The sequence below is a fragment of the Antribacter sp. NEAU-D49 genome, assembly GCF_057158775.1.
Window position 1 is genome coordinate 1 of the sequence record NZ_JBXTSN010000020.1, and the last position, 26,740, is coordinate 26,740.

The window sequence follows — 26,740 nt, forward strand, 5'->3', positions numbered from 1 at the left end:
CCCCCCCCCCCCCCCCCCCCCCACCGAACTGCCGATCAGACGGGGCGATAATTCCGCGGTGGACACGAACCTGCTCGCCCAGCGGCTGCGCGCGGCCGGCTACGCCCCTCGCTCGGTGGTCCCGGCGACCGGCGGCGCCGTCGCCACGGCCGCCCTGGTGACCCTCGACGACGGCAGCCGGATCTTCGCCAAGACCTTGGCCGGCCCTGCCTCGGACCTGTTCGAGATCGAGGCGGAGGGCCTCCGCGCCCTCCGCGAGCTCGGCGGGGCGAGCACGCCGGAGATCCTCCTGAGCACGCCGGAGCTGCTGGTCCTCGAAGCGGTGGAGCCGCGCCGTGACGAGGAGGGCTTCTGGGAGCAGGCGGGCCGCATGCTCGCCCGGGTGCACACGAAGGCCGTGGGGACCCGGTTCGGCTGGCACCACGACGGCTGGCTCGGCCGCCTCCGCCAGGACAACACCTGGACCGACGACGGCGCCCGGTTCTTCGCCGAGCGCCGCGTGCTGCGATGGCTGTCCGAACCGCTGGTCGAGGCGGCTTTCGACGCCGAGGACCGCAGGGCCCTGGAGCGGTTGTGCGCCGCGCTGCCCGACCTCGTGCCCGAGCAGCCGCCCGTGCTCAACCACGGCGACCTGTGGAGTGAGAACCTCCTCGCGTCGGCCGCGGGTGAGCCGCTCTTCGTCGACCCGGCGGTCTCCTACACCTGGGCCGAGTCCGACCTGTCGATGGTCTGGTCCGCGACCCGGCCGCCGGAGTCCGACCGGTTCTTCTCCGCGTACGCGGAGACCGCCCCGCTCCACGACGGCTGGCAGGAGCGCATGCCGGTGCTGCACCTGCGCGAGCTGCTCAGCATCATCGCCCACGACGACGACCACTGGGGCGCCGCCGCGGCGGTCCGCGAGGTCATCGCGCCGTTCGCGAGCAGGTGAAGCGCCCGGACCTGTTCTCGCAATGCGATGAGATCGTCTATCGCCTAGTATGGATACGATCGCATCGCTTGGAGGAGACATGGTCGCCCGCGTACCGGCCAAGGTCGGCAAGGGTCTTCGTGACCTCGGAGAGCATGTGCGTACATGGCGAAAGCTCAACGGACTCACGCAGCAGATGCTTGCCGAGCGAGCCAACATCTCTGCTCAGACGGTCCGGGCGATCGAGTCCGGGTCGAGGGGCGTATCAGTCGAGAACGTCCTCCGGGTCTTGTGGGTCCTTGGGCTGATCGACCCCGTCGTCGCGGCGATCGACCCTCTCGAGCACCCCGTCGGACGTCTACGGGCGGAACAGAACCTACCGACGAGGGTCCACCGGCCGAGGAGCCTCTGATGCCGGCGCGGCTCGTCGTCTCCCTCGTGCTGCCCGATGGTTTCGAGGTGCTCGCTGGCACGCTGCTCGTGAACAACGTCAGGAGCACCGAGTCGTCGGCTTTCCAGTACGACACCGGGTACTTGGCAGACCCTCGCGCGTACCCTCTCGATCCCGAGCTCCCCCTCGTCGACTGGCCGATCCATGCCTCGCCGGGCCGGGCGCTCTTTCGCTGCTTCAACGACTCGACGCCGGACCGGTGGGGGCGGGCTCTCCTCGAGCGAGCGGCGACACGGGCCGAGGATCTCGCTTCCGGCAGGCGGCGTTCGTTGCTCGAGGTGGACTATCTGCTGGGCGTGCACGACGAGACTCGTCAGGGTGCGCTCCGGTTCGCAGTCGCCCCAGGTGAGTACCGAGCCGGCGACGATGACGGTGTCCCGCGAATGGTCGACCTGGAGCGACTACTGGCCCTGAGCGATGACCTCGCGCGGGACCCGGCCGCAGATGCAGACCTGCACGACCTCATTGCTGCTGGAAGCTCCTTGGGGGGTGCGAGGCCGAAGGCATCGGTTCGCGACGACGACGGCACCCTTCTGATCGCGAAGTTCCCCAACCCGGCAGGGGACGAGTGGGATGTTCCCGGGTGGGAGAGCCTCACCCTGGACCTCGCGAGGGATGCAGGAATTGACGTGCCTCCGCACCGGCTGGTCGAGATCGGCGGGAGGAACGTACTCCTCCTCGAGCGATTCGACAGGGTCGGGGCCCGTCGGATCGGCTACATGTCCGCCATCACGCTGTCGCAGGCAACCGACGGCGAACGGGGTACCACGATGGTGGACGTCGCCGACTTCTTCGAGCGCGAAGCGGCCTCCGCCGACACCGACCTGCCTGAGATGCTCCGCAGAGCGCTCTTCTCGCTCGTTGTCTCCAACACCGACAACCATCTCCGGAACCACGGGTTCCTTCGGGTAGCGGACGGCTGGCGCCTGTCACCTGCGTTCGACGTCAACCCCAACCCCGGTCCGGTGCGTTTCGCCACCGAGCTCGGGGCCGGCAGCACCGTGGCCGACGCTCTCGCGTGGTCGGACGTCTTCAGGGTCGAACGATCCCGTGCCTCGGAGATGCTTGCAGAAATCGTCGAGACCGTTGCCGGTTGGCGTCGTCGTGCGATCGAAGCGGGCCTGCCGGGCCGTGAGATCCGCTTGATGAGTGGTGCTTTCGAGTCAGCTCTGGGCCGGGAAGCGCAACGCCTCGTCGCTACGGCTTGATCGGGCCCACTGCGGAGCTGCTCAGGTCGACGGTCGTGTACCCCGGCTTCGTGACGGTCACCTGGCAACGCACCTTGAAGCCGCTCGCGGCCGAGGGGATGGTCGCGTAGTGCTGGGTGAGCGGCCGGCCCGTCTTCGCGAACTCCGTCGGGTCGCCCGCGCCGTCGCCGTGGAAGAAGCGGTAGGCGTACGTGGCGCCGGGGATGCTGTTCACCTTGCAGGTCAGCCGCTCGCCCACCTTCAGGGTGCCGGTGGCCTGCGGCTTGTCGACGGTGAGCGTCGCCTTGATCACCTCAGGGGTGTGCCCGGACATGGCGGTGGCCGGCTCGTGGCCGGCGGCCGTCGCGGTCAGCTCGACCTTCAGCTGCTGGCCGACGTCGGACTGCTGCACCCGGTACGTGCAGCCGCCGTCGGTCGCGAGCCGGGTGGTGCCGCGGAACCACACGCAGGTGGTCGCCTCGGGAGCCGGCGTCCACCCGTCGGCCGTCGCGGTGAGGTCCTGGTCGAAGACGGGGTTGCCGGCGATCCCCACCGTGCCGACGGTGAACAGGGCAGGCGGCGGCGGGGGCGGCGGCTCCACCACGACCGGCTTCGGCTCGGGCTCCGGGAGGGTGGGCGAGGGGGTGGGTGACGGCGACGGCGACGGCGACGGGGGTGGTGACGAGGGCTCCGGCGGGGGAGGGGTCGGTGACGCCGAGACGGTCGGCATCGTGACGACGGGCCTCGTGGGCTCGTCGTCGGGCACGAAGGCGAAGGCGGCGGCCGTACCCAGGCCCGCCACCAGAACTGCCGCGAGGCCCACCAGCAGGGCACGGCGCGGCTTGCGGGGCACGTGCGTGCCCTCCGCCCCGGCCACGCCGGGAGGCCCCTCCGGGAGCGTCACCGGCGCCGCGAGGTGCGTCGCCGTGGGCATGGCCGTGAACGGGTCCGGCACGGGCGTGTGCAGCGGCACGCCGAGCGGCGCCCCGCGGAGGTTGGTCGGGTCGTCGTCGACCACCGGCGCCGTGACGGCGCCCAGCGGCATCGCACCCCGCTGCCCGACGGCGGCCGCGACCGCCGCCGCGGTGGGCCGCGCGGCCGGGTCCTTGGCGAGGCACGCGGTGACGAGCGGGCGGAGCCAGTCCGGGCAGGGGCCGAGGTCCGGCTGCTCGTGGACCACCCGGTAGAGGATCGCGCTCGGCGTGCCGTCGCCGAACGGGCGCAGCCCGGTGGCAGCGACGTGCGCGAGGAGACCGAGGGCCCACACGTCGGCGGCGGGAGTCACCGCCAGGCCGCGGGCCTGCTCCGGCGCCATGAAGTGCGGGGTGCCGATCTGCAGCCCGGTGGTGGTGAGGCCGGTCGCGTCGAGCGTGCGGGCCACCCCGAGGTCGATGACGCGAGGCCCGTCCGGGGCCAGGATGACGTTCGACGGCTTGAGGTCCCGGTGGACCAGCCCGGCACGATGGATCGCGACGAGGGCCTCGGCGACGCCTTCGACCAGCGAGCGGACCGCCGTCGAAGGCAGGGGACCGCGGTCGGTGACGGCCTGCGCGAGCGTAGGCCCGGGTACGTGCTCCGTGGCCATCCACGGGCGGGGCGCGTCCGGGTCGGCGTCGACCAGGGCTGCGGTGAACGGGCTGCGGACGCGGGACGCGGCCTCGATCTCCCGCCGGAAGCGCACCCGGAAGTCCGGGGTGCGGGCGTGCTCGGCGAGCACGGCCTTCACCGCGAGCAGGCGGCCGCTGCGCATGCGCGCGAGGTACACGGTGCCCATGCCACCGCTCCCCAGCCGTCCGAGGAGCGTGTAGCCACCCAGCTCGGCGGGGTCGCCGGGCACGAGCGGAGCGGCGTTCGGCGGCGGGCCGAACGGACCGGTCGCGGACGTCACGGAGGCACCCCCTGGAGTTCCGGACAGATAAGGCGAAAGCGCACGATGTCTTTCGCCCGCAGAGATTAGCGCAGGCGGGTTGACGCGCGTGAGTGCGGCCGGAAACCGGGAGGCGACGGACCCGGGGGAACTACCTAAGCGATTTTGCTGACTTGACGAGAACGTGACCGATGGGGAACCGTGTCATGGACCACGAAAACGTCGGGAGGGCTCATGAGCATCACTGTCGTCGTCCCGACGTTCAACGAGGGACCGAACATCGCCGAGCTGGTGCGCCGCCTCGGTGAAGCGCTCGCCGGCCGCGGGGCCGAGGTGCTCTTCGTCGACGACTCGCGCGACGACACGCCGGCCGAGATCGAGCGGGTGGCGGCCGCCGCGCAGCTGCCCGTGCGGATGATCCACCGGGACGTCCCCACGGGCGGTCTCAGCGGGGCGGTCGTCGAGGGCCTGCGCTCGGTCACCACTCAGTGGGCGGTCGTCATGGACGGCGACCTGCAGCACCCGCCGGAGCTCGTGCCGTCGCTCGTCGCGACGGGGGAGAAGCTCGGCGCCGAGGTGGTCGTTGCCTCGCGGTACCTCAAGGGTGGCGACGCCACGGGCCTGGACGGCCGCTGGCGGCACCTCGTGTCGACGGCGTCGTCGCTGCTCGCACGGTCCATGTTCCCCAAGCGGCTGCGCAACGTGACCGATCCCATGACCGGGTTCTTCGCGGTGCGCCCCGACGCGCTCGAGCTCGACGCGCTGCGCCCGCGCGGCTTCAAGATCCTGCTCGAGATCCTCGCCCGCAACACGGTGGTGGTGGCCGAGGAGCCGTTCGTGTTCGGCGAGCGGTTCGCCGGTGAGTCCAAGGCGTCGCTGGTCAACGGCCTGCGGTACGTGGAGCAGCTGGCGTCCCTGCGGTTCGGCCGCATGTCGCGGTTCGCCATCATCGGCGGCTTCGGCGCGGTGATGAACCTGGCGATCATGTGGCTGCTGGTCCACCCGTTCCAGATGGGCTACGTCTGGGCGGCGGTCGTGGCTGCGGCGGTGACCATCACCACGAACTTCCTCCTCCAGGAGCGTTTCGTCTTCCGCGACCTGCGGAACGAGGGCCGCAGCCTGTGGAACCGCATGGCCCACTCGTTCGCCTTCAACGGCACGGAGGCGGCCTTGCGCCTGCCGTTCCTCGTCTGGATCGTCGAGGCGACGGGGGCCCCCGCGGTGCTCGTGCAGGCCATCACGCTCGTGGTCGCCTTCCTGCTGCGGTTCGTCTTCCACTCGCAGGTGGTCTACCGCCCGCGGCGCACCACCCCGGTGGGTCCGGTGGCCGCCGAGCTGCCTGCCGTGGCGGAGCAGCTGCCGGCCGTCGGGGAGCGCGACACCACCCGCTGAGGCGGGGTGTGTCGAACCAGACCAGCCCCCGAGTTTCGGTGGCGACCAGCGGACGGGTACAGTATTCCGGTTGCCTCGGCGAGGGACGTCTGACGGCCGCAGCGGATCGAAAGACCCGCTTCGCGCCCCAATGTCCGTGATCGACTGGGCGGCCGTCGGTGGATGTCCCGGACCTTCGGGCCGGATCCCGTACGCGCTGCCTCGCGTCCGTCACGCGTCCCACGCCGACGCAGCCGCCCCGCTTCCACAGCCATTTTCCTCCCAGGAGTGATTTATCGTGTCCGAGATCAAGCTCGTCGCCGAGACCCGTACCGAGTTCGGCAAGGGTGCCGCCCGTCGCATCCGTCGTGAGGCCAAGATTCCCGCGGTCCTCTACGGCCACGGCACCGACCCCGTGCACGTCGCCCTCCCGGGCCACGAGACGTCGCTCGCGCTGCGCCACAGCAACGCCCTCTTCTCCATCGAGCTCGACGGCAAGGGCCAGCTGGCCATCGCCAAGGACGTGCAGCGCGACCCGGTGCGCAACGTCATCGAGCACATCGACCTCCTCGTCGTCCGCAAGGGCGAGAAGGTCACCGTCGACATCCAGGTGAACGTGGTCGGCGAGTCGGCCCCGGGCACCATCCACCTCGTCGAGACGCAGACGCTGTCGGTCGAGGCCGAGGCCACGAACCTGCCCGAGTCGGTCGACGTCGACATCACGGGCCTCGAGGCCGGCGCGCACATCAGCGCCGCCGAGGTGAAGCTGCCCGCCGGCGCCACGCTGCTCACCGACGGCGACCACCTGGTCGTCGCGATCGCCGAGCCGCGCGGCAACGCTGCCGACGAGGCCGCGGACGCGGCCCAGGCTGCCGAGCAGTCCGCTCAGTCGGCCGCTGCCGCCGAGGCCTGAGCCTCCGCGTAGCACCAGCCTGTGCCAGAAGCTCCCCGGTAGGTTTCCCGGGGAGCTTCTGGCACTCTGCGGGTTTGTACCCCCTGACGAGGAGATGACGTGAGCGACCAGCCCTGGCTCGTGGTCGGGCTCGGCAACCCCGGGCCCCAGTACGCCGGCAACCGGCACAACGTGGGCCAGATGGTGCTGGACCTGCTCGCCGCGCGCACGGGCGGCCGGTTCGCCCGCCACGCGCGGGCGCAGGCCGTCGTCGCCGAGGGCCGGCTGGGCGTGCTGCCGGGCGGGGTCCCCGGGCCCCGCGTGGTCCTGGCCAAGCCCACCACGTACATGAACACGTCGGGCGGGCCTGTCAGCGGCCTCCTGAAGTACTACGGCGTGGACCCCGACCACCTGGTGGTGGTGCACGACGAGGTGGACATCCCGTTCGACACCATCAAGCTCAAGACAGGCGGCGGCGAGGGCGGCCACAACGGGCTGCGCGACATCTCGAAGGCGCTCGGCACCAAGGACTACTTCCGGGTCCGGGTGGGGGTCGGCCGGCCGCCGGGCCGCATGGACACGGCCGACTACGTGCTCAAGGACTTCTCCGCGACGGAGCGCAAGGACCTGCCGATCCTGCTCGACGACGCGGCCGACGCGGCCGAGATGCTGGTCACCGAAGGGCTGCTCGCGGCCCAGGGGAAGTTCCACCCAGCCAAAGGGTGAAAAGGAGCGCAACGGGTGAAAAGCCGCGAAAGGGTGAAGTCTGGCTTTCACCCCGTGGACAGCCGTGAACGGCGCGGGTCCGCTTCGATACTTCAAGCATGGCCCCCGCAGCTCCGTCGCAGCCGCATGTGCTCGTCGTCATCCAGAACCTGCCTTTCCGGATCGACCGCCGCGTCCGGACGGAGTGCCGCGCTCTGACGGACGCCGGGTACCGCGTCAGCGTGATCTGCCCCAAGGAGATCCGCGACGAGCAGGACCGGTTCATGCTGGACGACACGACGGTCTACTCCTACCCCGCCCCGCCCGACTCGGTCGGCGTGGCCGGCTACGTCCGGGAGTTCCTCGTCTGCTGGCTGCAGACCGCCCGGCTCTCCGTGCGCGTGTACCGCGACGCCCCGTTCCGCGTGATCCAGGCGTGCAACCCGCCGGACACGTACTGGGCGCTGGCGCTGCTGTGGCGTGTGCTGTTCGGGGTCAGGTTCGTCTACGACCAGCACGACCTCTGCCCCGAGGTCTACGAGGCCCGGTTCGGCCGCACCGGCTTTCTCCACCGGGTGCTGCGCCTGCTCGAGGGCGCCACGTACCGGACCGCCGACCGCGTCATCTCGACGAACACGTCGTACCAGGAGATCGCCCAGGCGCGCGGCAAGGTTCCCGCCGACCGGAGCGTCGTCGTGATGAGCACGCCCGACGCCGAGCAGATGCGTCGCCGGGAGTCCCGGCCGGAGCTGCGCGGCGACGCCAAGCACCTCGTCTGCTACGTCGGCATCATGGGCCCGCAGGACGGCGTGGACCGGCTCCTCGCGGCGGCCGACCACGTGATCCGCGCGCGGGGGCGCACCGACGTGCGGTTCGCGCTCCTCGGCTTCGGCGACTCCCTGGAGGCTCTCCGCCAGGAGTGCACCGAGCGCGGCCTCGACGAGTGGGTGCAGTTCACCGGCAAGGTGGACCACAACGCCATCGGGCGCTGGCTGTCGTCCGCAGACCTCGGCGTCACGCCCGACCCCCCGAGCGAGTTCAACGACCGGTCCACGATGAACAAGACGCTCGAGTACATGGCGCACGAGCTGCCCGTGGTGGCGACGGACCTCACGGAGACCCGGCGCAGCGCCGGGGACGCCGCGCGCTACGTCGCCGGCAACGACCCCCGGGACCTCGGCGACGCGATCCTCGAGATCCTCGACGACCCGGAGCGCGCCCGGACCATGGGGCTGATCGGGCGGGCGCGGATCGAGGACGAGCTGTCCTGGAAGCGGCAGGCCGAGGTGTACGTCGGTGCGTTCGACGGTGTGACAGGGCGCGTCGCGGTTCACCCGGCCTCGTCCGGGTGAATAGAGCACGAACCGCCAGGTGACGCCATATCACCGGCATACAGTGCGGGCGTGCGAACCACCCTGATCGGCATGCTGGCCGCGGCCGGCCTGGTCGCGACGCTGGGCGGAGGCGCCGTCGTCGCCCCCGCGTCCGCGGCGACCGACCCCTGCGGTCCCGGCTCCAGCCCCGTCGTCTGCGAGAACTCCAAGCCTGGAGACCCGGCGAGCGAGTGGGACATCGAGGGCGCGGGTGACCCGGAGATCCAGGGCTTCGCCACGGACATCAGCGTCGACGCCGGCGACACCGTCGGCTTCAAGATCGACACGGACGCCACGGCGTACACGATCGACGTCTACCGCACCGGCTGGTACCAGGGGCTCGGCGCCCGGTGGATCACCGCCGTGCCGGTGTCGGCCACGCTTCCCCAGGTGCAGCCCGAGTGCGAGTCGGACCTGGAGACGGGGCTCTACGACTGCGGGAGCTGGAACCTCTCGGCCTCCTGGGCCGTCCCCGCCGACGCCGTCTCAGGGGTCTACGTAGCCCTGCTGACCCGCACGGACACGGGTGGCGCCAGCCACATCACCTTCGTGGTGCGCGACGACGACAGCCACTCCGACATCGTCTTCCAGACGTCGGACACCACATGGCACGCCTACAACACCTACGGCGGGTCGAGCTTCTACCAGGGCGGCGCCGTGGGTCGCGCGTACGAGCTCAGCTACAACCGGCCCTTCGCCACGCGCTCGCACGAGCGAGGCCGTGACTTCTACTTCAGCGCCGAGTACGCGATGGTGCGGTTCCTCGAGCAGAACGGGTACGACGTCACGTACCAGGCCGGGGTGGACACCGACCGGTACGGCGAGCTCCTGCTCAACCACGACGTGTTCCTCTCCGTGGGGCACGACGAGTACTGGTCGGGGCAGCAGCGCGCGAACGTCGAGGCGGCACGGGACGCCGGCGTGAACCTCATGTTCCTCAGCGGCAACGAGGTGTACTGGCGCACCCGGTGGGCGCCGTCCACGGCCGGGGCCTCGACCCCGTACCGGACGATGGTCTCGTACAAGGAGACCTGGTCGAACAAGAAGCTCGACACCTTGTCGGCCGAGTGGACCGGTACGTGGCGCGACCCCCGCTTCGCCGCGCCCGCGGACGGCGGCGGCACGCCTGAGAACGCCCTCACCGGCACCCTCTACATGTCCAACTTCTCCGACCTGCCGGTGACGGTCTCGGCGGAGGAGGGCAGGCTGCGGCTGTGGCGCGGCACCAGCCTCGCGACGCTGCCCGCGGGCACCTCAGCGGAGCTGGCGCCGCACACCGTCGGCTACGAGTCCAACGAGGACCTCGACAACGGGCACCGGCCCCCGGGCCTCATCCGGCTCTCCACCACCGTGGGCGCCGTCCCCGAGTACCTCCAGGACTTCGGCAACACCGTGCGGCCGGGCACCACCACGCACCACGTGACCCAGTACCGGGCGGCGAGCGGCGCGCTCGTCTTCTCCGCCGGCTCCGTCCAGTGGACGTGGGGTCTCGATGCCGAGCATGACGGGCTCGGCGCTCCCGCCGACCCGCGCATGCGGCAGGCCACCGCCAACGTCCTCGCGGACATGGACGCCCAGCCCGCCACCCCCGCGGGCATCGTCGCCACGCCCAAATCGTCCGACACGACGGGGCCGACGGCGCAGCTCGCCGCCCCCGCGGCCGGTGCCGACCTCACGAACGGCTCGCTGGTGACGGTCTCGGGCACCGCGTCCGACGTCGGCGGGCGCGTCGCGGGGGTCGAGGTGTCGCTCGACGGCGGTGCCACCTGGCACCCCGCGCAGGGCCGCGAGACCTGGTCGTACACCGGCCGGCTGTCCGGCTCGGGCGCTGTGGAGCTTCGCGCGCGTGCCGTGGACGACAGCGCCAACATCGGCGCGGCCGTGGCCCGGAGCGTCGACGTCGCGTGCCCCTGCACGGTGTTCGGCGACGAGGTGCCGCCCGTCCCCGCGGCGGACGACGCGGCCCCGGTGGAGCTCGGCCTGCGCTTCACGCCGATGAGCACGGGCTTCGTCGCGGGCGTCCGCTTCTACAAGGGACCCGGCAACACGGGGACGCACCGCGGCACGCTGTGGGACCGGAACGGCCAGGTCCTGGCCCAGGCCACCTTCATCGACGAGACGTCCACGGGCTGGCAGACGGTCCGGTTCGCCCAGCCCGTTCCCGTGGCCGCCGGGGAACCGTACGTCGTGTCGTACACGGCGCCCGCAGGCCGGTACGCGATCGCCGAGGGGGCCTTCGTCGCCCGTGGCCGTGACGCGGCCCCCCTCCTGGTCGACGGCGGCTTCGGCGCCACGCCCGCGGGCCTGTTCGGGCAGCCCGGCACCTTCCCCACGAGCTCCTTCGGCAACGCCGCCTACTACGTGGACCCGCTCTTCACGGCGAGCGACGACTCGCCGCTCGCGGCGTTCGCCGCCGAACCGCTCGGTGGCTCCGTGAGCGTGCCGCTCGGCTCGGCGGTGCGCGTGCGGCTGTCGAAGCCCGTCGACCCCGCCTCGGTGTCGCTCGCCCTCGTGGACGAGGCGGGCAACACGGTCGCGGGCAGCACCGCGTACGACGCTGTGACCCGCACGGTCACGTTCACGCCCGCCGCGCCGCTCGCCGGCTTCGCGGGGCACACGGCGACGGTGGCCGCCAGGTCCCTGGACGGTCTCGGCGTCTCGAGCGGCAGCACGTGGTCGTTCCGGACGGTCCGCCCGGCGTCCGCCGCCTGCCCCTGCGGGCTGTACGACGACGCCGTGGTCCCCGACCTGGTCGACGTCCCCGACCCCGACCCGGTCACCCTCGGCGTGCGGTTCACCCCGGCGGAGGCCGGGACCGTGACCGGCGCGCAGCTCTACAAGGGGCCGACGGGCACCGGCCCGTACACCGCCTACCTGTGGGGGCCTGACGGTCAGGTGCTCGCGCAGGGTCAGGTCACGCAGACGGTGAGCAAGGGCTGGCAGGACGTGCCCTTCGCTGTTCCCGCCCAGGTCCAGGAAGGGGTCCAGTACACGGTGGGCTACCGCGCCCCGGCCGGCCGGTACTCCGTGACCCCGGGCGGGCTCGCCACGCCGCTCACCGTCGGCAGCCTCAGCACCCCGGCCACCGCGGGCGTCTACACGTACGGGGCCGGCCGTCCCACCACGCCGACGTCCTCCAGCTATCTCGTCGACGTGGTGTACGACCCCACCCCGCCCGGTCCGTCGGTCACGAGCCGCACCCCGGCGGCGGGCGCGGTCGAGGTGGCGGTCGGCACGCCCGTGTCCGTCACCGTCTCGGAGGCGGTCGCCCCCGGCGCCACGCTCACCGTGACCGACGGCGCCGGGGTTGCCGCCGCGGGTACCGTCGCCGTGTCGGCCGACGGCCGGACGATCACCCTCGACCCGGCGACCGACCTCACGCACGGCAGCGCGCACACGGTGGCCTTCAGCGCGCAGACGGCCGACGACGGCACCGCCGTCGGGCCGCTGAACTGGACATTCACCACGCAGCCCGCGGCTGGGACGTGCCCCTGCACGATCTTCGGCGGGGCGACGCCGCCCATCAGCTCCAGCGACGACGGCGCAGCCGTCGAGCTGGGCACGCGCTTCGTGGCCGACCACTCGGGCGTGGTGTCGGCCGTGCGGTTCTACCGCGGGGCCGGGAACGACGGCCCGCACACGGTGACGCTGTGGTCGGCCACCGGGTCGGTGCTGGCGACCACGACGGCGCCCACGGCGACCACCGAGGGCTGGCAGACGGTTCCCTTCCCCGTGCCGTACCCGGTCGTCGCCGGCACGACGTACACGGTGTCGTACCTGGCGCCGCACGGGCACTACGCGGCCGGCGCGGGGCACTTCGCGCAGGCGCGCACGGTGGGACCGCTGAGCACCCCCGTGGGTGCCGGGGTCTTCGCCTACGGCGGCGGCTTCCCGCAGTACTCCTGGAACGACGCCGGCTACTGGGTGGACCCCGTGTTCACCAGCGCGTCGCTGGGGCTGGTGACGACGACGCCCGCAGGCGGCGCGACCGGGGTGGACCCGGCGACGACCGTGAGCGCGCGGCTCACGTACGCGCCCGTCGGCGAGGAGCCCGTGCTGCGGCTCTCCGGCCCGGCCGGGACGGTCGCCGGCGTGAGCACGTTCGACGCCGCGACGCGCACCGTGACGTTCACGCCGACCGCGGGCCTGCCCGCCGGCGTGCTCGTCGCCGCGAGCGTCGCCGTGGCCGGGGACACCGTGGGCTCGTGGATGTTCACGACCCGCGTGCCGCTGCCCGCGGGCACGGTGAGCCTCTGGTCCGAGGCGGACGCACCTGCCGTCGCGAGCTGGTCCGACCCCGACCCCGTCCAGGTGGGCACGCGCGTGCACGTGAGCGCCGCGGGGACCGTGCACGGCATCCGGTTCTACAAGGGGGCGCAGAACACCGGCACCCACACGGGGTACCTGTGGTCCGCGTCCGGCGGCCTGCTCGCGAGCGGGACCTTCGCCGACGAGACGGCGACCGGGTGGCAGACGCTCCTCTTCGACCAGCCGGTCACCGTGGCCGCAGGGACCGACCTGGTGGCGTCCTACCGGGCGCCCGCGGGCCACTACGCCGTGACGGTCGACGCGCTGGCCACGCCGCGGGTCCAGGGGCCGCTCAGCACGCTCGTCCCCGGTGGGGCGTACGTGTACGGGACCGGCTTCCCCGGCTCCACGGTGAACCACAGCTACTGGGTGGACGTCCTGTTCGCGCCGTCGTCGCCGTGAGCGAACCGGACGAGCGCACTGTCTCGACGGGGGGCGGGGGCAGCCTCAGCCCGCCGTCAGGCTCCCGAAGAGCGTGACCTCGCACGCGCCGTCCTGGTCGCGCGCGTCGAGCACCACCGACCCGTCGTCGCGCACGAAGGTCGCCGTGGTGGCTCCGGGCCCGACGTCGGCCGCCGTCTCGGTGAACCCGCCGCCCGTGAACCAGGTGCGGTAGGCCACGAGGAGGGGCCCGCAGCCGCCGTCGGCCCGGCCGTCGAGCGTGACCTGGTAGCGGGCGCCCTCCGCGGACACGGAGCTGGAGGCGACGACCAGCCCGGCCGGGACGGCCACCACGTCGACCGGGAAGCCGTCAGCGAGCCCGCCGTCCGCGCTGCCGGGAGCCGGGGCCGCGGAGCGTCGGCCGGCCGCGGGTGCCGCGGCCGCGAGGTCCCCGAGCGTCCCCGCGGTCGCCGCCTGCGTCGGCAGCGACTCCGATCCCTCGCCGCCGGTCTGCCCGCCGCTGCGGCCCGTCACGGTGGGTACGGGCCGTGGCGAGGCCGTGCCGGAGGTGCCGTCCGCGCCCGGGGCGCCGGGCCCGCCGTCGGGCGAGGCGGTGCAGGCCGACGTGGTCAGGACGAGGGCCACGGCGAGCCGGGCCAGGGAGGGACGCACCTCGTCAGGCTAGGCGCTCCCGAGGGGGGCGACGTGACGCCTGCCAGGTGAAATCCGGCCGGGGGACTTCACCCGGGAGTGACGGGTGAACTGGGTTGCGGGGCGGCTTCCGGGCGCATGCCCGCGGCTATGTTGATCGCGGCCCGGCCCCCAGGTGCGGTGAGCGGGCCACCTGATCCCAGCCTGAAGGAAGGCAACATGTCCGAGCCGAACGTCCTGCGTGCCGCCGTGGTCGGCGCCGGGTACTGGGGGCCCAACCTCGCGCGCAACTTCGCCACCTCCGACCGGTGGGAGCTCGCGGCGGTGTGCGACCTGGACCGGGACCGGGCGTCGCGGGTCGCGCGGGCCTCCGGCGGAGCAGACGTCGAGACGTCGCTCGACGAGCTGCTGGCCCGGGACGACGTGGACGCCGTCGCGATCGCGACCCCTGCCCGCTCCCACCACGCCATCGCGATGGCGGCGCTGCGGGCCGGCAAGCACGTCGTGGTCGAGAAGCCGATCGCCGACAGCGCGGCCCTCGCGGACGAGATGGTCGCGGAGGCCGCGTCCCGCGGGCTGGTCCTCATGACGGACCACACGTTCTGCTACACGCCCGCCGTGCGGAAGATCCGGGAGCTCGTCGAGACCGGCGAGCTGGGCGACCTGCTCTACATCGACTCGGTGCGCATCAACCTGGGGCTGATCCAGCCCGACGTGGACGTGTTCTGGGACCTCGCCCCGCACGACCTGTCGATCGTGGACTTCGTGCTGCCCGGCGGGCTGCGGCCCCTGTCGGTCGCGGCGCACGGCGGCGACCCGCTCGGCACGGGCAAGGCCTGCGTCGGGTACCTGTTCATGCCGCTGGACAGCGGCGCCGTCGTGAACGTGCACGTCAACTGGCTGAGCCCCACGAAGATCCGCCGCATCACCATCGGCGGGTCCAAGCGCACCCTCGTGTGGGACGACCTCAACCCGCAGCAGCGGCTCAGCGTCTACGACCGCGGCGTCGACTACGAGCAGATCGTGGCCGACGGCGAGGAGCGCCGGGCCGCGACCGTGTCCTACCGCCTGGGCGACACCTGGTCCCCGGCCCTGCCCGAGCGCGAGGCTCTCGGCCAGATGGTCACCGAGCTGGCCGACGCGATCGGCGAGGCGCGCGTGCCGCTGACCGACGGCCGTGCCGGGCGGCGCGTGCTCGGAGTCCTCGAGGCCGCGTCGTCGAGCCTCGCCGCCGGCGGCACAGCCGTCACCCCCTACCTCGAACGAGAGCTGGAGATTTCCGCATGACCACCCTGCAGGGCGCGAACATCCTCGTCACCGGAGGCGCCGGGACGATCGGCTCGACCCTCGTGGACCAGCTCCTCGACGCGGGCGCAGCCCACGTCGACGTGCTCGACAACCTCGTGCGCGGCCGCCGCGCCAACCTTGACGACGCGCTCGCCACGGGGCGGGTGACGCTGGTCGACGGCGACATCCGCGACCGCGACACCGTCCACGACCTGACCCGCGGCAAGGACCTGGTCTTCCACCAGGCGGCGATCCGGATCACGCAGTGCGCGGAGGAGCCCCGCCTCGCGCTGGAGGTCATGGTCGACGGCACGTTCAACGTCATCGAGGCTGCCGCCGAGCACAAGGTCGGCAAGCTCGTCGCCGCCTCGAGCGCGTCGGTCTACGGCATGGCCGAGGAGTTCCCGACGCCGGAGCGGCACCACCACCACGACAACGACACCTTCTACGGTGCGTCGAAGTCGTTCAACGAGGGGATGCTCCGCTCGTTCCGCGCGATGACGGGCCTCGACTACGTGGCCCTCCGCTACTTCAACGTGTACGGGCCCCGCATGGACGTGCACGGCCTCTACACCGAGGTGCTGGTGCGCTGGATGGAGCGCATCGCCGACGGCCGGCCGCCGCTGATCTTCGGTGACGGCCAGCAGACGATGGACTTCGTCTGCGTCCCCGACATCGCGCGGGCCAACGTGCTGGCCGCCGTCGCGCCGGTCACCGAGGGCGTCTACAACATCGCCAGCGGCACCGAGACGAGCCTGCTCGAGCTCGCGGAGGCGCTGCTGCGCGCGATGGGCTCCGACCTTCCGGTCGAGCACGGGCCGGAGCGCGCGGTGAACGGCGTGGTGCGGCGGCTCGCCGACACCACGGCCGCCCGCGAGGACCTCGGGTTCGAGGCGACGATCGGCCTGGAGGACGGGCTGCGCCAGCTCGTCGAGTGGTGGAGCCCGCTGCGCGACGAGATCGCGGCCGGCCGCGCCCTGTCGTCGCACGCGACGGCCACGGCGGCGGCGGCCACGGCCCCGGCCGGGGGCGCCGCGTGACCGCGGCGAGCGAGGCGCCCTCGCGCGTCAACGTGATGAAGCCGTGGCTGGGGGCCGAGGAGGTGGCCGCCGTCACGGAGGTCATCGAGTCGGGCTGGGTGGCGCAGGGCCCCCGCGTGGCCGCGTTCGAGCGGGCCTTCGCCGAGACGATGCAGGCCGGCGAGGCCGTGGCGACGTCGAACTGCACCACCGCGCTGCACCTCGCGCTGGTCGTGGCGGGCGTGGGCCCGGGGGACGACGTCGTGGTGCCCTCCTTCTCGTTCGTCGCCACCGCGAACGCGCCCACGTACGTGGGCGCGCGGCCGGTGTTCGCCGACGTCGATCCCGTGACGGGCAACGTCACCGCCGAGACGGTCGCGGCCGCGCTCACGCCGGCCACGCGGGCGGTGATCGTCGTCGACCAGGGTGGTGTGCCCGTGGACCTCGACCCGGTGCGGGCGCTGTGCGATCCGCTCGGGATCGTCGTGGTGGAGGACGCCGCCTGCGGCGCCGGCTCCACGTACCGTGGCCGGCCGGTCGGGGCAGGCGCGGAGCTCTCCGCCTGGTCGTTCCACCCGCGCAAGATCCTCACCACGGGTGAGGGCGGCATGCTCACCACGAGCCGGCCCGAGTGGGCGGCGCGGGCGCGCCGCCTCCGCGAGCACGCGATGAGCGTCTCTGCCGCCGACCGGCACGCGGCGCTGGTGGCGCCGCCCGAGGAGTACGGCGAGATCGGCTTCAACTTCCGCATGACCGACCTCCAGGCGGCGGTGGGCCTGGTCCAGCTGGGCCGCCTCGCGGAGGTCGTGGCCCGACGACGGACGCTGGCCGCCGCCTATCGCGAGGCGCTGTCCGACGTGGCGGGCGTGCGGCTCGTCGCCGACCCCGACTGGGGCACGAGCAACTTCCAGTCCCTGTGGCTCGAGGTGCTGCCCGAGTACCCGCTCGACCGCGAAGGGCTCCTGCTGGCCCTCGCGGAGGCGGGGGTATCGGCCCGCCGCGGCATCATGGCGGCGCACCGGCAGCCCGCCCACTCGGGCCGGGACACGGGCACGGTGCCGCTGCCGGTGACGGAGCACCTGACCGACAGCACGCTGATCCTGCCGCTGTTCCACCAGATGACCGACGACGAGCTCGGCCGGGTCGTCGCGGTGGTCCGCGGCGCGTGACATGACCGGGGGAGCGGACGACGCGCCGGTCCTGCTCGTCGGCGCGAGCGGGCTGGCCCGCGAGGTGCTGGCCGTGCTGCGCGAGGCCGGGCGCCCGGTCGCCGGGATCCTGGACGACCGGCACGCGGACCTCCCGTCGCAGGTGGGCGGGGTCGCTGTGCTCGGTGGGATCGACCACGCACCCGCGCACGCCGGCGCGAGCCTGCTGCTGTGCATCGGTCCCGGCCGGGGACGGGCGGCGGTGCGCGAGCGGCTGGCGGGTGCCGGGGTCGGCGACGACCGGTTCGCCACCGTGGTGGACCCGTCGGTGCGCAACCCGGGGGGCTGCCCGGTGGGTGCGGGCTCCATCCTTCTCGCCGGGGTGACCCTCACGGCGGACGCGGTGCTGGGCGCGCACGTGGTCGCGATGCCGGGCGTGACGGTGACGCACGACTGCGCCGTGGAGGACTTCGTGACCTTCGCCGCCGGCGTGTCCCTGGGCGGCGGCGTGCGCGTCCGGCGGGCCGCCTACCTGGGGATGAATGCCTCGGTGCGGCCCGGCGTGACCGTCGGCGCGGGGGCCACCGTGGGCATGGGGGCCGTCGTGCTGACGGACGTCCCCGACGGACAGACGTGGGCCGGAGTGCCCGCACGACAGCTGGGAGAGCACCCGTGAAGGTTCCGTTCCTCGACCTGGCCGCGCAGTCGGCCGAGATTGCCGGCGAGGTGCTGCCCGCGTGGCAGGAGATCCTCGCCTCCGCCGCGTTCGTGGGCGGCCGCGAGGTGGCCGCCTTCGAGGAGGAGTACGCCGCGTACACCGGCGTGGGTCACTGCGTGGGCGTCGCCAACGGCACCGACGCGGTGGAGCTCGCGCTCCGGGCCGTGGGCGTGGGCCCGGGCGACGAGGTGATCCTGCCGGTGAACACGTTCATCGCCACGGCCGAGGCCGTGTCGCGGATCGGCGCCGTCCCCGTGCTGGTCGACGTGGACGACGAGCACCTCCTCATCGACCCCGCCGCCGTCGAGGCCGCCGTGACGCCTCGCACGCGGGCGGTCGTGCCCGTCCACCTGTACGGGCAGGTGGCTCCTGTCGAGGCGCTCGAGCCGGTCGCCGCGCGGCACGGCCTCGTGATCGTGGAGGACGCGGCGCAGTCCCAGGGGGCGTCGTCGGCCCGCGGGCGCTCCGGCGCGATGGGCCGCGTGGCGGCCACGAGCTTCTACCCGGGCAAGAACCTGGGCGCGGCCGGCGACGCGGGCGCCGTGACGACCGACGACGCCGACGTGGCCGCGTTCGTGCGGAACGTCTCCGCCCACGGGAGCACCGTCAAGTACGTCCACGACCGGGTCGGGTTCAACTCGCGGCTCGACGCCGTGCAGGCCGTGGTGCTCCGGGCCAAGCTGCGCCGGCTGGAGGGCTGGAACACGGCCCGGCGTGCGGCGGCCGAGCGGTATGCCGCCCTCCTGGCCGACGTGCCCGGCGTGCGGGTGCCCGCCACGCGGCCGGGCAGCACCGACGTGTGGCACCTGTACGTGGTGCGGGTCGAGGAGCGGGACCGGGTGCTCGCCGAGCTGGCCGCGGCCGGCGTGGGCGCGGCGATCCACTACCCCACGCCGCTGCACCTCACCGACGCCTACGCGTCCCTCGGCCTGGGGGCGGGCGCGTTCCCCGTGGCGGAGGCCGCGGCGTCGCGGCTCCTGTCGCTGCCGATGTTCCCGCACCTGACGGCAGCCCAGCAGGAGCGGGTGGTGGAGGTGCTGGCGGGGGCGGTCGCGGGGCCGGGTGCTGGTGTCGCCGGCGCGGGCACCGGCCGCGTGGTGGACGCCGCCGCCTCGGGGGTGGCCGGCCGGTGAGTCGTTCCCGGCGTGTGCTGGTGCGCCTCAACAGCCTCGAGCTCGGCGGCACGCAGATCAACGCGGTCGACCTGGCCGCGGCCCTGCGCGCGCACGGCGTCGAGTCGCACCTGGTGGGGCCGCGGGACTCGCGTCCGGACGGTCCGTCGCTGCTCGACGTCGCCGCCGCCCGCGGGGTCACCGTCGAGCCCTACGACCCGGCGCCCGGGATGCGTGCGCACGCGCGGCAGCTCGCCGAGGTGGCTGACCGGGTGCGCGCCGACCTGGTCCACGTCTACGGCTCCTGGGGTGGCGACCGGCCGGTCTTCTGGGGCCCGGCACGCGGCGGCCGACGGCCGTGGGTGCACACCGTGTACGAGATGCAGGTGGCGCCCGTCGTGTTCCGGCACGTGCCGCTCGTGGTCGGCACGGGGTACCTCCTCGACGAGGCGGTGGACCGGCCCGGGCACACCGTGCTGATCAGCCCGCCGGTCGACACCGTCGCCGACCGCCCCGGCGGTGCCGACGGCGCCGCGTTCCGGCGCGACCTCGGGCTCGGCGAGGACGACGTGCTGCTCGGCATCGTCAGCCGCCTCGACACCGACATGAAGGCCCTGCCCGTGCAGATAGCGATCGACGCGGTGCGGCACCTGGACGGCGTCACCCTCGCCGTGATCGGCACGGGCGACGCCGAGGCACGCCTGCGCGAGCGCGCGGAGAAGGTCAACGCGGCCCTGGGCCGCGACGCGGTCCGCCTGCTCGGCCCGACGGCGGACCCTCGCCCCGCGTACGACGCCTCCGACGTGGTGCTCGGCATGGGCGGGTCCGCGGCGCGGGCTCTCGCGTTCGGCACGCCGCTCGTGGTGCAGGGCGAGGCGGGCTGGTCGTGCCTGTTCGAGCCGGCGACCGCGGAGGCGCTGGCCCGCAACAGCTACTGGAGCCCCGACCCCGTGCCCGACCCGGTCGGCACGCTGGTCGGCGCCCTGCGCCCCCTCCTCGGCGACCCGGCGCGCCGGGCCGAGCTGGGCGCGTTCGGGCGGGAGTTCGCCCTGGGCCGGTTCGGGCTGCCCGCCATGGCGGAACGGCTGGCCGCCCTCTACGAGGAGGCCCCGCGGCTGTACACCGCGCGCGAGTGGGCCGCGGACCTCGCGCAGGAGGCCGGCCGCGTCGCCCGCAAGGCCACGGGCCGGGGCCCGGCATGAGCGGCGTGATGCGGGCGGGGGCGCTGCGGGTCGGGGCGCTGCGAGCGGGCGCGCTGCGGACGGCGTCGGCCGCGTCCGACCTGCTCCCGCCCCGCCTGCGGTACGGGCACGCGCGAACGGTGGCGGGCGCGCTGCTGGGCCGGGCGGACCTCCCCGCCCTTGCTGTGGGTACGCAGATGGTCGCCCTGCAGGCTGAGTCGGCGGCCATACGCGTACCCACAGCGGTGGGGGGCGGGGCGGGGCCGGCGATGACGTGTGTGCTGGTTGCGGGCGGGCTCGACGTCGGCGGGGTGGAGGCCGTGGTCGAGACCCTCACGCTGGGGCTCCCGGCACAGGGGCTCCGCCCGGTGGTGGTCGGCACGAGCGAGGGCCGCACAGCCGACCGGCTCCGGGCGGCGGGCGTGACGGTGCTGCGGTCCACGCCGACGGACCTCGCGGGCGTGCTCACCGGCCTGGCGCCCGACGTGGTCCAGGTGCACGACGCCTCGGCGGCCCACGGCGTCGCCACCTGGGGCGGGCCGTCCGTCTGGGTGGCGCACAACCTCGAGATCCACCGCCGGGCGCCCGAGTGGGTGGCCGTGTCGGCGGCGTGCGCCCGGGCCGATGCCGTGGTGGCCGTCAGTGACGCCGTCGCCCGCCATCACGCTCAGCACACGGGCGGGTCCCGGGACGACGTGGTCGTGATCCCCAACGGCGTGGCGCACCGTGTCGCCGGGTCCGGCCGGGCCGAGGCGCGTGCCGCACTCGCCGGGGTGGTCCCCGTCGAGCCCGACGACGTCCTCGTTGTCAGCCTCGCCCGCTACGACGCCCAGAAGAACGTGCCAGGGCTGGTGCGGGCGTTCGCCCGCGCCCTGCGGGCCGAGCCCCGGCTGCGGCTCGTGGTCGCGGGCGGCGTCGCGGACGTCCTCGAGCACCGCTGGGCCGACGCCGAACGGGTCGCCTCGGGCGCCGCCGGGCGCGTCCACCTGCTCGGACCCTCCGACCCCGCGACGCTCCTCGCCGCCGCCGACGCCTTCGTGCTCGGCTCGTTCTTCGAGGGCTGGTCCGTCGCGGCGACGGAGGCGGTGGTGGCCGGTCTGCCGGTCGTGCTGTCCGACGTCGGCGGCGCCGTCGAGCTCGCCGCCCTCGCTCCCGGCCGGGTGACGGTCGTGCCGCCGCCCACCGGTGCGGCGCTCCTGACGGACGGGGCGGTGCGGGCGTCGCGCCGTCGTCGGACGCAGCACAACGAGGCCGAGCTGGCCGTGGCGCTCGCCGCGCTGCCGGGGCGGGACCGGGTGGAGCCGGACGCGCGGATCCTGGCCGCGTTGTCGGCCGACGAGATGGTCGCCCGGCACGCCGCGCTTCTGCGCGACGTGGCGCTCCGCGCCGCGGGGGCGGCCCGATGACGGCCGTCGAGAACCCGGTCGGCGACCCGGTCGAGGCCCCGCCGGGGCCGTCGCTCGCGCGGCGGGTGCGCGGCGGCCTGGCGTGGAGCGCGATGTCGACGGTGCTGCTCAAGGTGGGCGGGCTCGCGGTCGGTGTGGTCATCGCCCGGCTGCTGTCGCCCGAGGAGTTCGGTGTGTACGCCGTGGCGCTGACCGTCCAGACGGTGCTCGTCGCGGTCGCCGACCTGGGGCTCAGCACCGACCTGATCCGCAGCACCGAGCCGGAGCGCCGGGCGCCGACGGTGGCGACGGTGTCCGCCGTCGTGAGCCTGGTCCTCGCCGTCGCGACCGCGGCGACGGCGGTGCCGCTCGCCGGGGCGCTCGGGGCCCCGGACGCGGCCCCGGCCATTGCGGTCCTGGCCGTGACGATCCTGCTGGCGGGCGTGGGCGTGGTGCCGTACGCGCGGCTCCAACGCGAGTTCGACCAGCGGAGCCTGTTCGTGATCGGCGTCGCCGACTTCCTGGTGAGCACCGTCGTGACCATCGGGCTGGTGCTGCTCGGCTGGGGGGTGCTGTCGCTCGCTGTGGGGAGGGTGGCGGCGCAGCTCGTGTCGACGGTGCTGCAGTTCGTGCGGGCGGGGGTGCGGCCGTCGTTCGGGCTGGACGTGACGCTCGTGCGGTCCGTGGTCCGGTTCGGCGTGCCGGTGGCCGGGGCGAACATCCTGTCGTGGGCCGTGCTCGGCGTGGACAAGCTGATCCTGGGCCGGCTCGCCGGGCCGACGGCGCTGGGCTACTACGTGCTGGCGTCGAACGTGTCGTCGTGGCCGATGAGCTTCCTGGGGCAGGCCGTGCGGGGCGTGGCGCTGCCGCTGTTCTCCCGGCCCGAGGTGCTGGCCGACAAGCGGGCGCCCGCCTCCGTGGTGGGGCCCGTGTGGGCCGTGGCCGCGCTAGGGGCGTGCATGATCGGCGCGGGGGCCGACCCGCTCGTCGCGGTCGTGTACGGGCACGCCTGGGACGCCGCCGCTCCCGTGCTGGTGCCGCTCCTCGCCTTGGGCGGTCTGCGCGTGGTGTTCGACCTCTTCGCCGCCTACCTGTACGCGCACGGCCGGTCGGCGAGCGTGCTCGTGGTGCAGGTGGTGTGGTTCGTGGGGCTCGTCGCGGCGCTCGTTGCGGGCGTGTCCGGGCTGGGGCTCATGGGCGCGGCCTACGCGCACCTGGTGGTGAGTCTCTGCGTGGTGCTGCCGATGTACGGGGTCGCGGTGGCGCGGGCCGGGGCGTCCGGGCTGTCGCTCGTGTCGGCGCTGTGGTGCCCGGCGCTCGGGGCCGTGGCTGCCGGATGGAGCGGACACGTGGTGGGCGGGCTCGTCGCGCACGACGTGGCGGCGCTCGGGGCATCGTTCGGGGTCGCGGCCGCGGTCTACGGCGTGCTGGTGGGCTGGTGGGCGGTGCCGCGCGTGCGATGGTTCCTGCGCACGGGCGCGAGCCGGGGCTAACGCCTCGGGGCAGCCTGAGGTGTGCCGGCGTCGTCACTCTGCGTAGACATCGTCACCAGGAGTGACCTCGTCGCCGCGATCGGATTGCAGAATCCGCGCAGGCTAAGGCTGAATTTCGTACGGAAGTGACGAGATTACAGCGCTGGCTGCGGGATCGGGATAGGTTGGGACCATGCTCGTCCGCTTCGAGGTCGCCAACTACCGCTCCATCGCCGCGCCCGTCGAGCTTTCCATGGTTGCTGTTGACGCGGAGCGAGAGGCCGCGCGCGAGGTCCCGAACATCGGCGAGAGCGTGCTGACCCGTACCGCCATCTACGGCCCCAACGCCTCGGGCAAGTCGAACGTTCTCTCGGCCCTCGTGTGGCTCGTCGACGCAGTGCGGGACTCGCTCCGGCTCTGGGAGGACGAGATTCCGGTGGAACCGTTCGCGTTCGCGGCGGACCCCGCGGCGCCAACGGAGTTCACTGTCGACTATGTCCTCAACGGAGTTCGGTTCGAATACCTGCTCGAGGTTGATAGCACCACCATCCGCCGCGAGGAGTTGTACCACTACCCTCAGAAAAAGGCACGGAAGATCTTCACGCGCGATGGCGGGGAGATTTCGCTGAACCGGTCGCTCGGGTCTGCTTCGGCCGTTCTGGAACTAGTCACGCCGACGACGCTCCTGCTCTCGCTTGCGCGACGGTTCGACCTTCCGGAGGCGGCATCGTTTGCGGCGGTCTTCGCCGGGATCGCCGCCTTCGGAAAACTCCCGAACCGGCGACGCGTTCGCTTCTCTGACAGATCGAGCCTGTCGACAATCCGGCTCTTCGAGGCGTCGCAGGCGGGAGTTCAGCCGACGTTGTTCGAAGAGGAGCTGCTCAGCGATCGGAACCAAGCACTCGCGCTCTTGAGACTCGCCGATCTGGGCGTAAGTGAAGTGATCATCGAGCGAGACGAAATGCGGTCACCTGGGGCGAATCAACAGTCCCAGGTCAGTGTTAGACCTCGTCTCGTCCACGAGACTCCCGGAGGTGGTGCAGCGCTCGACCTCCTCCAGGAGTCGGAGGGGACGCGTACGTGGTTCGCCCTGATAGCCCCGGTCATCAGGGCCCTCCGTCTGGGATCGCCGATAGTCTTCGACGAGCTCGACGCCAGCCTCCATCCGGTGCTTTCGGCTCAGTTGCTACGCATCTTCCATGACAAGGCGACCAACCCGCGGGGCGCTCAGCTGATCTTCACATCGCACGACACCAGCCTGCTCAACCACCTGAATCGCGACGAGGTCTGGCTCACGCAGAAGCGTCCAGATGGTTCCACGGAACTCGGCGCTCTCGCAGAGTTTGCCGGCGAGCGGGTGCGCAAATCGGTCAACATCGAGTCGGCCTACCTGCACGGGCGCTACGGTGCACTTCCTGACATCGACCCCGTCCAGCTTCGCGCGCTCGGCCTGATCGGCTGACCGGACGATGGGCCGAAAGCAGTCGCTAGGACGTAAGGTTGGGACTCGTCCGCCCAGGAGGACCATCCTGGTCTTCACCGAAGGAAAAGTCACAGAACCTGCCTACGTCAAAGAGCTGAAGCGGCTTGAGAACGTGCGAGCGAACGCCAGCATCCAGATTGAGATCGCCGACGACCACACCGTGCCCTTCCCGCTGGTCGAACTGGCGATCGAGAGCGCGGCCGATGAGGAGCTCGACGAGATCTGGTGCCTGTTCGACGTCGAGGCTCCGCAGGAGCATCCCAAGCTCAGAGATGCTGTGGCGCTCGCTGCTCAGTACGACAAGGTCCACCTCGCGATCTCGAACCCGTGCTTCGAGGTGTGGGTCCTGCTGCACTACCAGGACGTGTCCGGATACATCGAGACCAGCGCCGCGTGCAAGCGAGCCAACGGCCTCGTCGCCGTCGCAGGTAAGCAGATCGACGCTGCCGCGCTCGTGCCGCTCCGAGGCGAGGCCGCGCGGCGCGCGCGTCAGCTCACGGACCGGCACAGCGGTGATGGCACGACGTTCCCGAACGACAACCCGTCGACCAACGTCCACGAGTTCGTCGAAGCCGTGGAGCGACCGGCCATCGTCTGATCAGCCGGCGCGGCCGGCTGCCAGCTCGACGCCGAGCTCGTCCGCCAGGATCTGCACCACCGCCTGCTCCGTCTCGGCCCAGGACCGCGCCCGCACGCTGCGCGCGGCGGCCCGTGCGACCTCGGGCGTGTGCCGCGACACCGCGTCGGACAGGGCCGCCGCGAGGGCCGACGGCGTCGGCCGGGCCCAGGCCACGTGCGGGTTGTCCAGGACGGCCCGGGCGAACCCGGTGTCGTTGAGCACGGGGGTGGTGCCGCACGCGAGCATCTCCTCGGGGACGAGCGAGATGTTCGTGAACGACAGGCTCAGCCCCGCGGCAGCGGACCGGTACAGCGCGGCGAGGTTCTCCGGCGTCAGCCGCCCGTGGTCCACGACGGGGAAGCCCAGCCCGCTCACGTGGTCGCCGTAGGCGTGGATGGGCTGGTCAGGGTGTTTCTCGTGAAACTGCTGCAGCGCGAGGACCGCGAGCCGGAAGCCGCGCCGGTCGTTGCCCGGCTTGGCGTAGAAGACCACACCACGGCGCGGGACCACGGGCTCCACCAGACCGTAGTCCGACGTGTCGCCGCCGAACGGCACCAGGTCGCTCGGCACGCCCACCTCCCGGGCGAGCGCCTCACGCACCATGGGGCCGAGCGCGATGTTCCGGAACCCGAACCGGTAGGTGTCGGCCGCGAACTCGTAGATGTCGCCCCGCGGGAAGAAGTACGGCTCGTAGTCCTGGACGAAGTAGAGCAGCCGGGTGCCGGGGGCCGCCCGGCCGGCGAGCACGTGCGCCGTCGGCCAGGAGGAGGCGACGCACGCGTCGAAGCCCTCCACGACCGGGCCCACCTCGGCGATCTCGCAGTCCAGCCAGGGCCAGCCCGTCCGCACGATCTCCGTGTACTCCTCGACCGGGCTGTGGAACCGGTTGTAGAAGAGGAGCGTGTTGCGCAGCCCCGCCTCCTGGGCGGCGCGCATCATGCGGAACAGCGTGGTATGGCCGCCGGAGCCCGCCGCGGGCGGGATGGCCAGCCACGCGACGCGGGGCGGTCCGCCGTCGGCCGAGCGCCGTGCGCGACGTGACTGGCCGGGGCCGGCCGCGGCGTCGTCGGCCCGGCGCAGCGCCAGCGCGTGGGAGTCGGCGAGGTCCTCGAAGAGGATGGGGACGTCGAGCGCACCGACGTCCAGCGCGTTCGCGACCCGCTGGACGGCGAGCTGGGCCAGCAGGCGCGGCGGCTTGCGGAAGCGGGCGAGGCGAGGCACGG

21 protein-coding genes are annotated in these 26,740 nt (G+C 73.0%); 18 read left to right on the forward strand and 3 right to left on the reverse strand.

Annotation, left to right across the window (positions count from 1 at the left end; translation table 11 throughout):
* Positions 1-58 precede the first annotated feature (58 nt).
* The 3 genes from AC060K_RS15420 to AC060K_RS15430 are packed head-to-tail and all read left to right on the forward strand — an operon-like array spanning position 59 to position 2,566.
* Positions 59-928, forward strand: a complete 870-nt coding sequence (locus tag AC060K_RS15420) for a fructosamine kinase family protein (RefSeq protein ID WP_483766286.1) — start codon at positions 59-61, stop codon at positions 926-928.
* A 49-nt stretch (positions 929-977) separates the two neighbouring features.
* Positions 978-1,319, forward strand: coding sequence for a helix-turn-helix domain-containing protein (locus AC060K_RS15425; protein WP_483766287.1), 342 nt, complete (start codon positions 978-980; stop codon positions 1,317-1,319).
* The gene (locus tag AC060K_RS15430; protein ID WP_483766288.1) at positions 1,319-2,566 is read left to right on the forward strand and encodes a type II toxin-antitoxin system HipA family toxin; all 1,248 of its coding nucleotides are present in this window, start codon (positions 1,319-1,321) and stop codon (positions 2,564-2,566) included. The genes AC060K_RS15425 and AC060K_RS15430 overlap by 1 nt, the downstream gene beginning before the upstream one ends.
* On the opposite strand, the gene AC060K_RS15435 is transcribed toward AC060K_RS15430, so the two are convergent.
* Positions 2,556-4,433, reverse strand: coding sequence for a serine/threonine-protein kinase (locus AC060K_RS15435; protein WP_483766289.1), 1,878 nt, complete (start codon positions 4,431-4,433; stop codon positions 2,556-2,558). The two genes, AC060K_RS15430 and AC060K_RS15435, sit on opposite strands and share 11 nt — an antisense overlap.
* A gap of 213 nt (positions 4,434-4,646) precedes the next feature.
* Here AC060K_RS15435 and AC060K_RS15440 point away from each other — a divergent pair, with 213 nt between their 5' ends.
* The 5 genes from AC060K_RS15440 (at position 4,647) to AC060K_RS15460 (ending at position 13,463) form a co-directional block, all read left to right on the forward strand.
* On the forward strand, positions 4,647-5,804 hold the full coding sequence (locus AC060K_RS15440; protein ID WP_483766290.1) for a glycosyltransferase: 1,158 nt from the start codon (positions 4,647-4,649) through the stop codon (positions 5,802-5,804).
* 277 nt (positions 5,805-6,081) lie between these two features.
* A complete protein-coding gene (locus AC060K_RS15445; protein WP_483766291.1) occupies positions 6,082-6,696 on the forward strand; it encodes a 50S ribosomal protein L25/general stress protein Ctc in 615 nt (204 codons plus the stop codon).
* A 99-nt stretch (positions 6,697-6,795) separates the two neighbouring features.
* Entirely contained in the window at positions 6,796-7,401 is a 606-nt protein-coding gene (pth, locus tag AC060K_RS15450) for an aminoacyl-tRNA hydrolase (protein WP_483766292.1), read from the forward strand.
* Positions 7,402-7,499: 98 nt separating this feature from the next.
* On the forward strand, positions 7,500-8,732 hold the full coding sequence (locus tag AC060K_RS15455; protein ID WP_483766293.1) for a glycosyltransferase family 4 protein: 1,233 nt from the start codon (positions 7,500-7,502) through the stop codon (positions 8,730-8,732).
* A gap of 51 nt (positions 8,733-8,783) precedes the next feature.
* Positions 8,784-13,463, forward strand: coding sequence for a DUF4082 domain-containing protein (locus AC060K_RS15460; RefSeq protein ID WP_483766294.1), 4,680 nt, complete (start codon positions 8,784-8,786; stop codon positions 13,461-13,463).
* Between the two features lie 45 nt (positions 13,464-13,508).
* Here the strand turns inward: AC060K_RS15460 and AC060K_RS15465 are convergent, their stop codons facing one another.
* The gene (locus AC060K_RS15465; protein WP_483766295.1) at positions 13,509-14,114 is read right to left on the reverse strand and encodes a hypothetical protein; all 606 of its coding nucleotides are present in this window, start codon (positions 14,112-14,114) and stop codon (positions 13,509-13,511) included.
* Positions 14,115-14,312: 198 nt separating this feature from the next.
* On the opposite strand from AC060K_RS15465, the gene AC060K_RS15470 reads away from it, so the two are divergent.
* The 10 genes from AC060K_RS15470 (at position 14,313) to AC060K_RS15515 (ending at position 25,496) form a co-directional block, all read left to right on the forward strand.
* Positions 14,313-15,380 carry a Gfo/Idh/MocA family protein gene (locus AC060K_RS15470; RefSeq protein ID WP_483766296.1) on the forward strand — a complete coding sequence of 356 codons (1,068 nt, stop codon included), beginning with the start codon at positions 14,313-14,315 and terminating at the stop codon, positions 15,378-15,380.
* A complete protein-coding gene (locus AC060K_RS15475; RefSeq protein WP_483766297.1) occupies positions 15,377-16,420 on the forward strand; it encodes an NAD-dependent epimerase/dehydratase family protein in 1,044 nt (347 codons plus the stop codon). Before AC060K_RS15470 ends, AC060K_RS15475 begins: the two co-directional genes overlap by 4 nt.
* Positions 16,417-17,568: a DegT/DnrJ/EryC1/StrS family aminotransferase gene (locus AC060K_RS15480; protein WP_483766298.1), complete on the forward strand. Its 1,152-nt coding sequence runs from the start codon at positions 16,417-16,419 to the stop codon at positions 17,566-17,568. The genes AC060K_RS15475 and AC060K_RS15480 overlap by 4 nt, the downstream gene beginning before the upstream one ends.
* Before the next feature lies 1 nt (position 17,569).
* Positions 17,570-18,223 carry a NeuD/PglB/VioB family sugar acetyltransferase gene (locus tag AC060K_RS15485; protein ID WP_483766299.1) on the forward strand — a complete coding sequence of 218 codons (654 nt, stop codon included), beginning with the start codon at positions 17,570-17,572 and terminating at the stop codon, positions 18,221-18,223.
* On the forward strand, positions 18,220-19,398 hold the full coding sequence (locus AC060K_RS15490; RefSeq protein WP_483766300.1) for a DegT/DnrJ/EryC1/StrS family aminotransferase: 1,179 nt from the start codon (positions 18,220-18,222) through the stop codon (positions 19,396-19,398). Before AC060K_RS15485 ends, AC060K_RS15490 begins: the two co-directional genes overlap by 4 nt.
* Positions 19,395-20,579, forward strand: coding sequence for a glycosyltransferase family 4 protein (locus tag AC060K_RS15495; protein WP_483766301.1), 1,185 nt, complete (start codon positions 19,395-19,397; stop codon positions 20,577-20,579). The genes AC060K_RS15490 and AC060K_RS15495 overlap by 4 nt, the downstream gene beginning before the upstream one ends.
* Positions 20,576-21,964 carry a glycosyltransferase gene (locus AC060K_RS15500; protein WP_483766302.1) on the forward strand — a complete coding sequence of 463 codons (1,389 nt, stop codon included), beginning with the start codon at positions 20,576-20,578 and terminating at the stop codon, positions 21,962-21,964. The genes AC060K_RS15495 and AC060K_RS15500 overlap by 4 nt, the downstream gene beginning before the upstream one ends.
* Positions 21,961-23,436 carry an oligosaccharide flippase family protein gene (locus AC060K_RS15505; protein WP_483766303.1) on the forward strand — a complete coding sequence of 492 codons (1,476 nt, stop codon included), beginning with the start codon at positions 21,961-21,963 and terminating at the stop codon, positions 23,434-23,436. Before AC060K_RS15500 ends, AC060K_RS15505 begins: the two co-directional genes overlap by 4 nt.
* A gap of 172 nt (positions 23,437-23,608) precedes the next feature.
* Positions 23,609-24,877, forward strand: a complete 1,269-nt coding sequence (locus AC060K_RS15510) for an AAA family ATPase (RefSeq protein ID WP_483766304.1) — start codon at positions 23,609-23,611, stop codon at positions 24,875-24,877.
* A 7-nt stretch (positions 24,878-24,884) separates the two neighbouring features.
* Positions 24,885-25,496 (forward strand): RloB family protein, encoded by a 612-nt coding sequence (locus AC060K_RS15515; RefSeq protein WP_483766305.1) that lies wholly within the window; start codon positions 24,885-24,887, stop codon positions 25,494-25,496.
* Here AC060K_RS15515 and AC060K_RS15520 read toward each other — a convergent pair whose 3' ends face one another.
* Complete coding sequence (locus AC060K_RS15520) at positions 25,497-26,738, reverse strand: rhamnosyltransferase WsaF family glycosyltransferase (protein ID WP_483766306.1); 1,242 nt, start codon at positions 26,736-26,738, stop codon at positions 25,497-25,499.
* Positions 26,739-26,740: the final 2 nt, after the last annotated feature.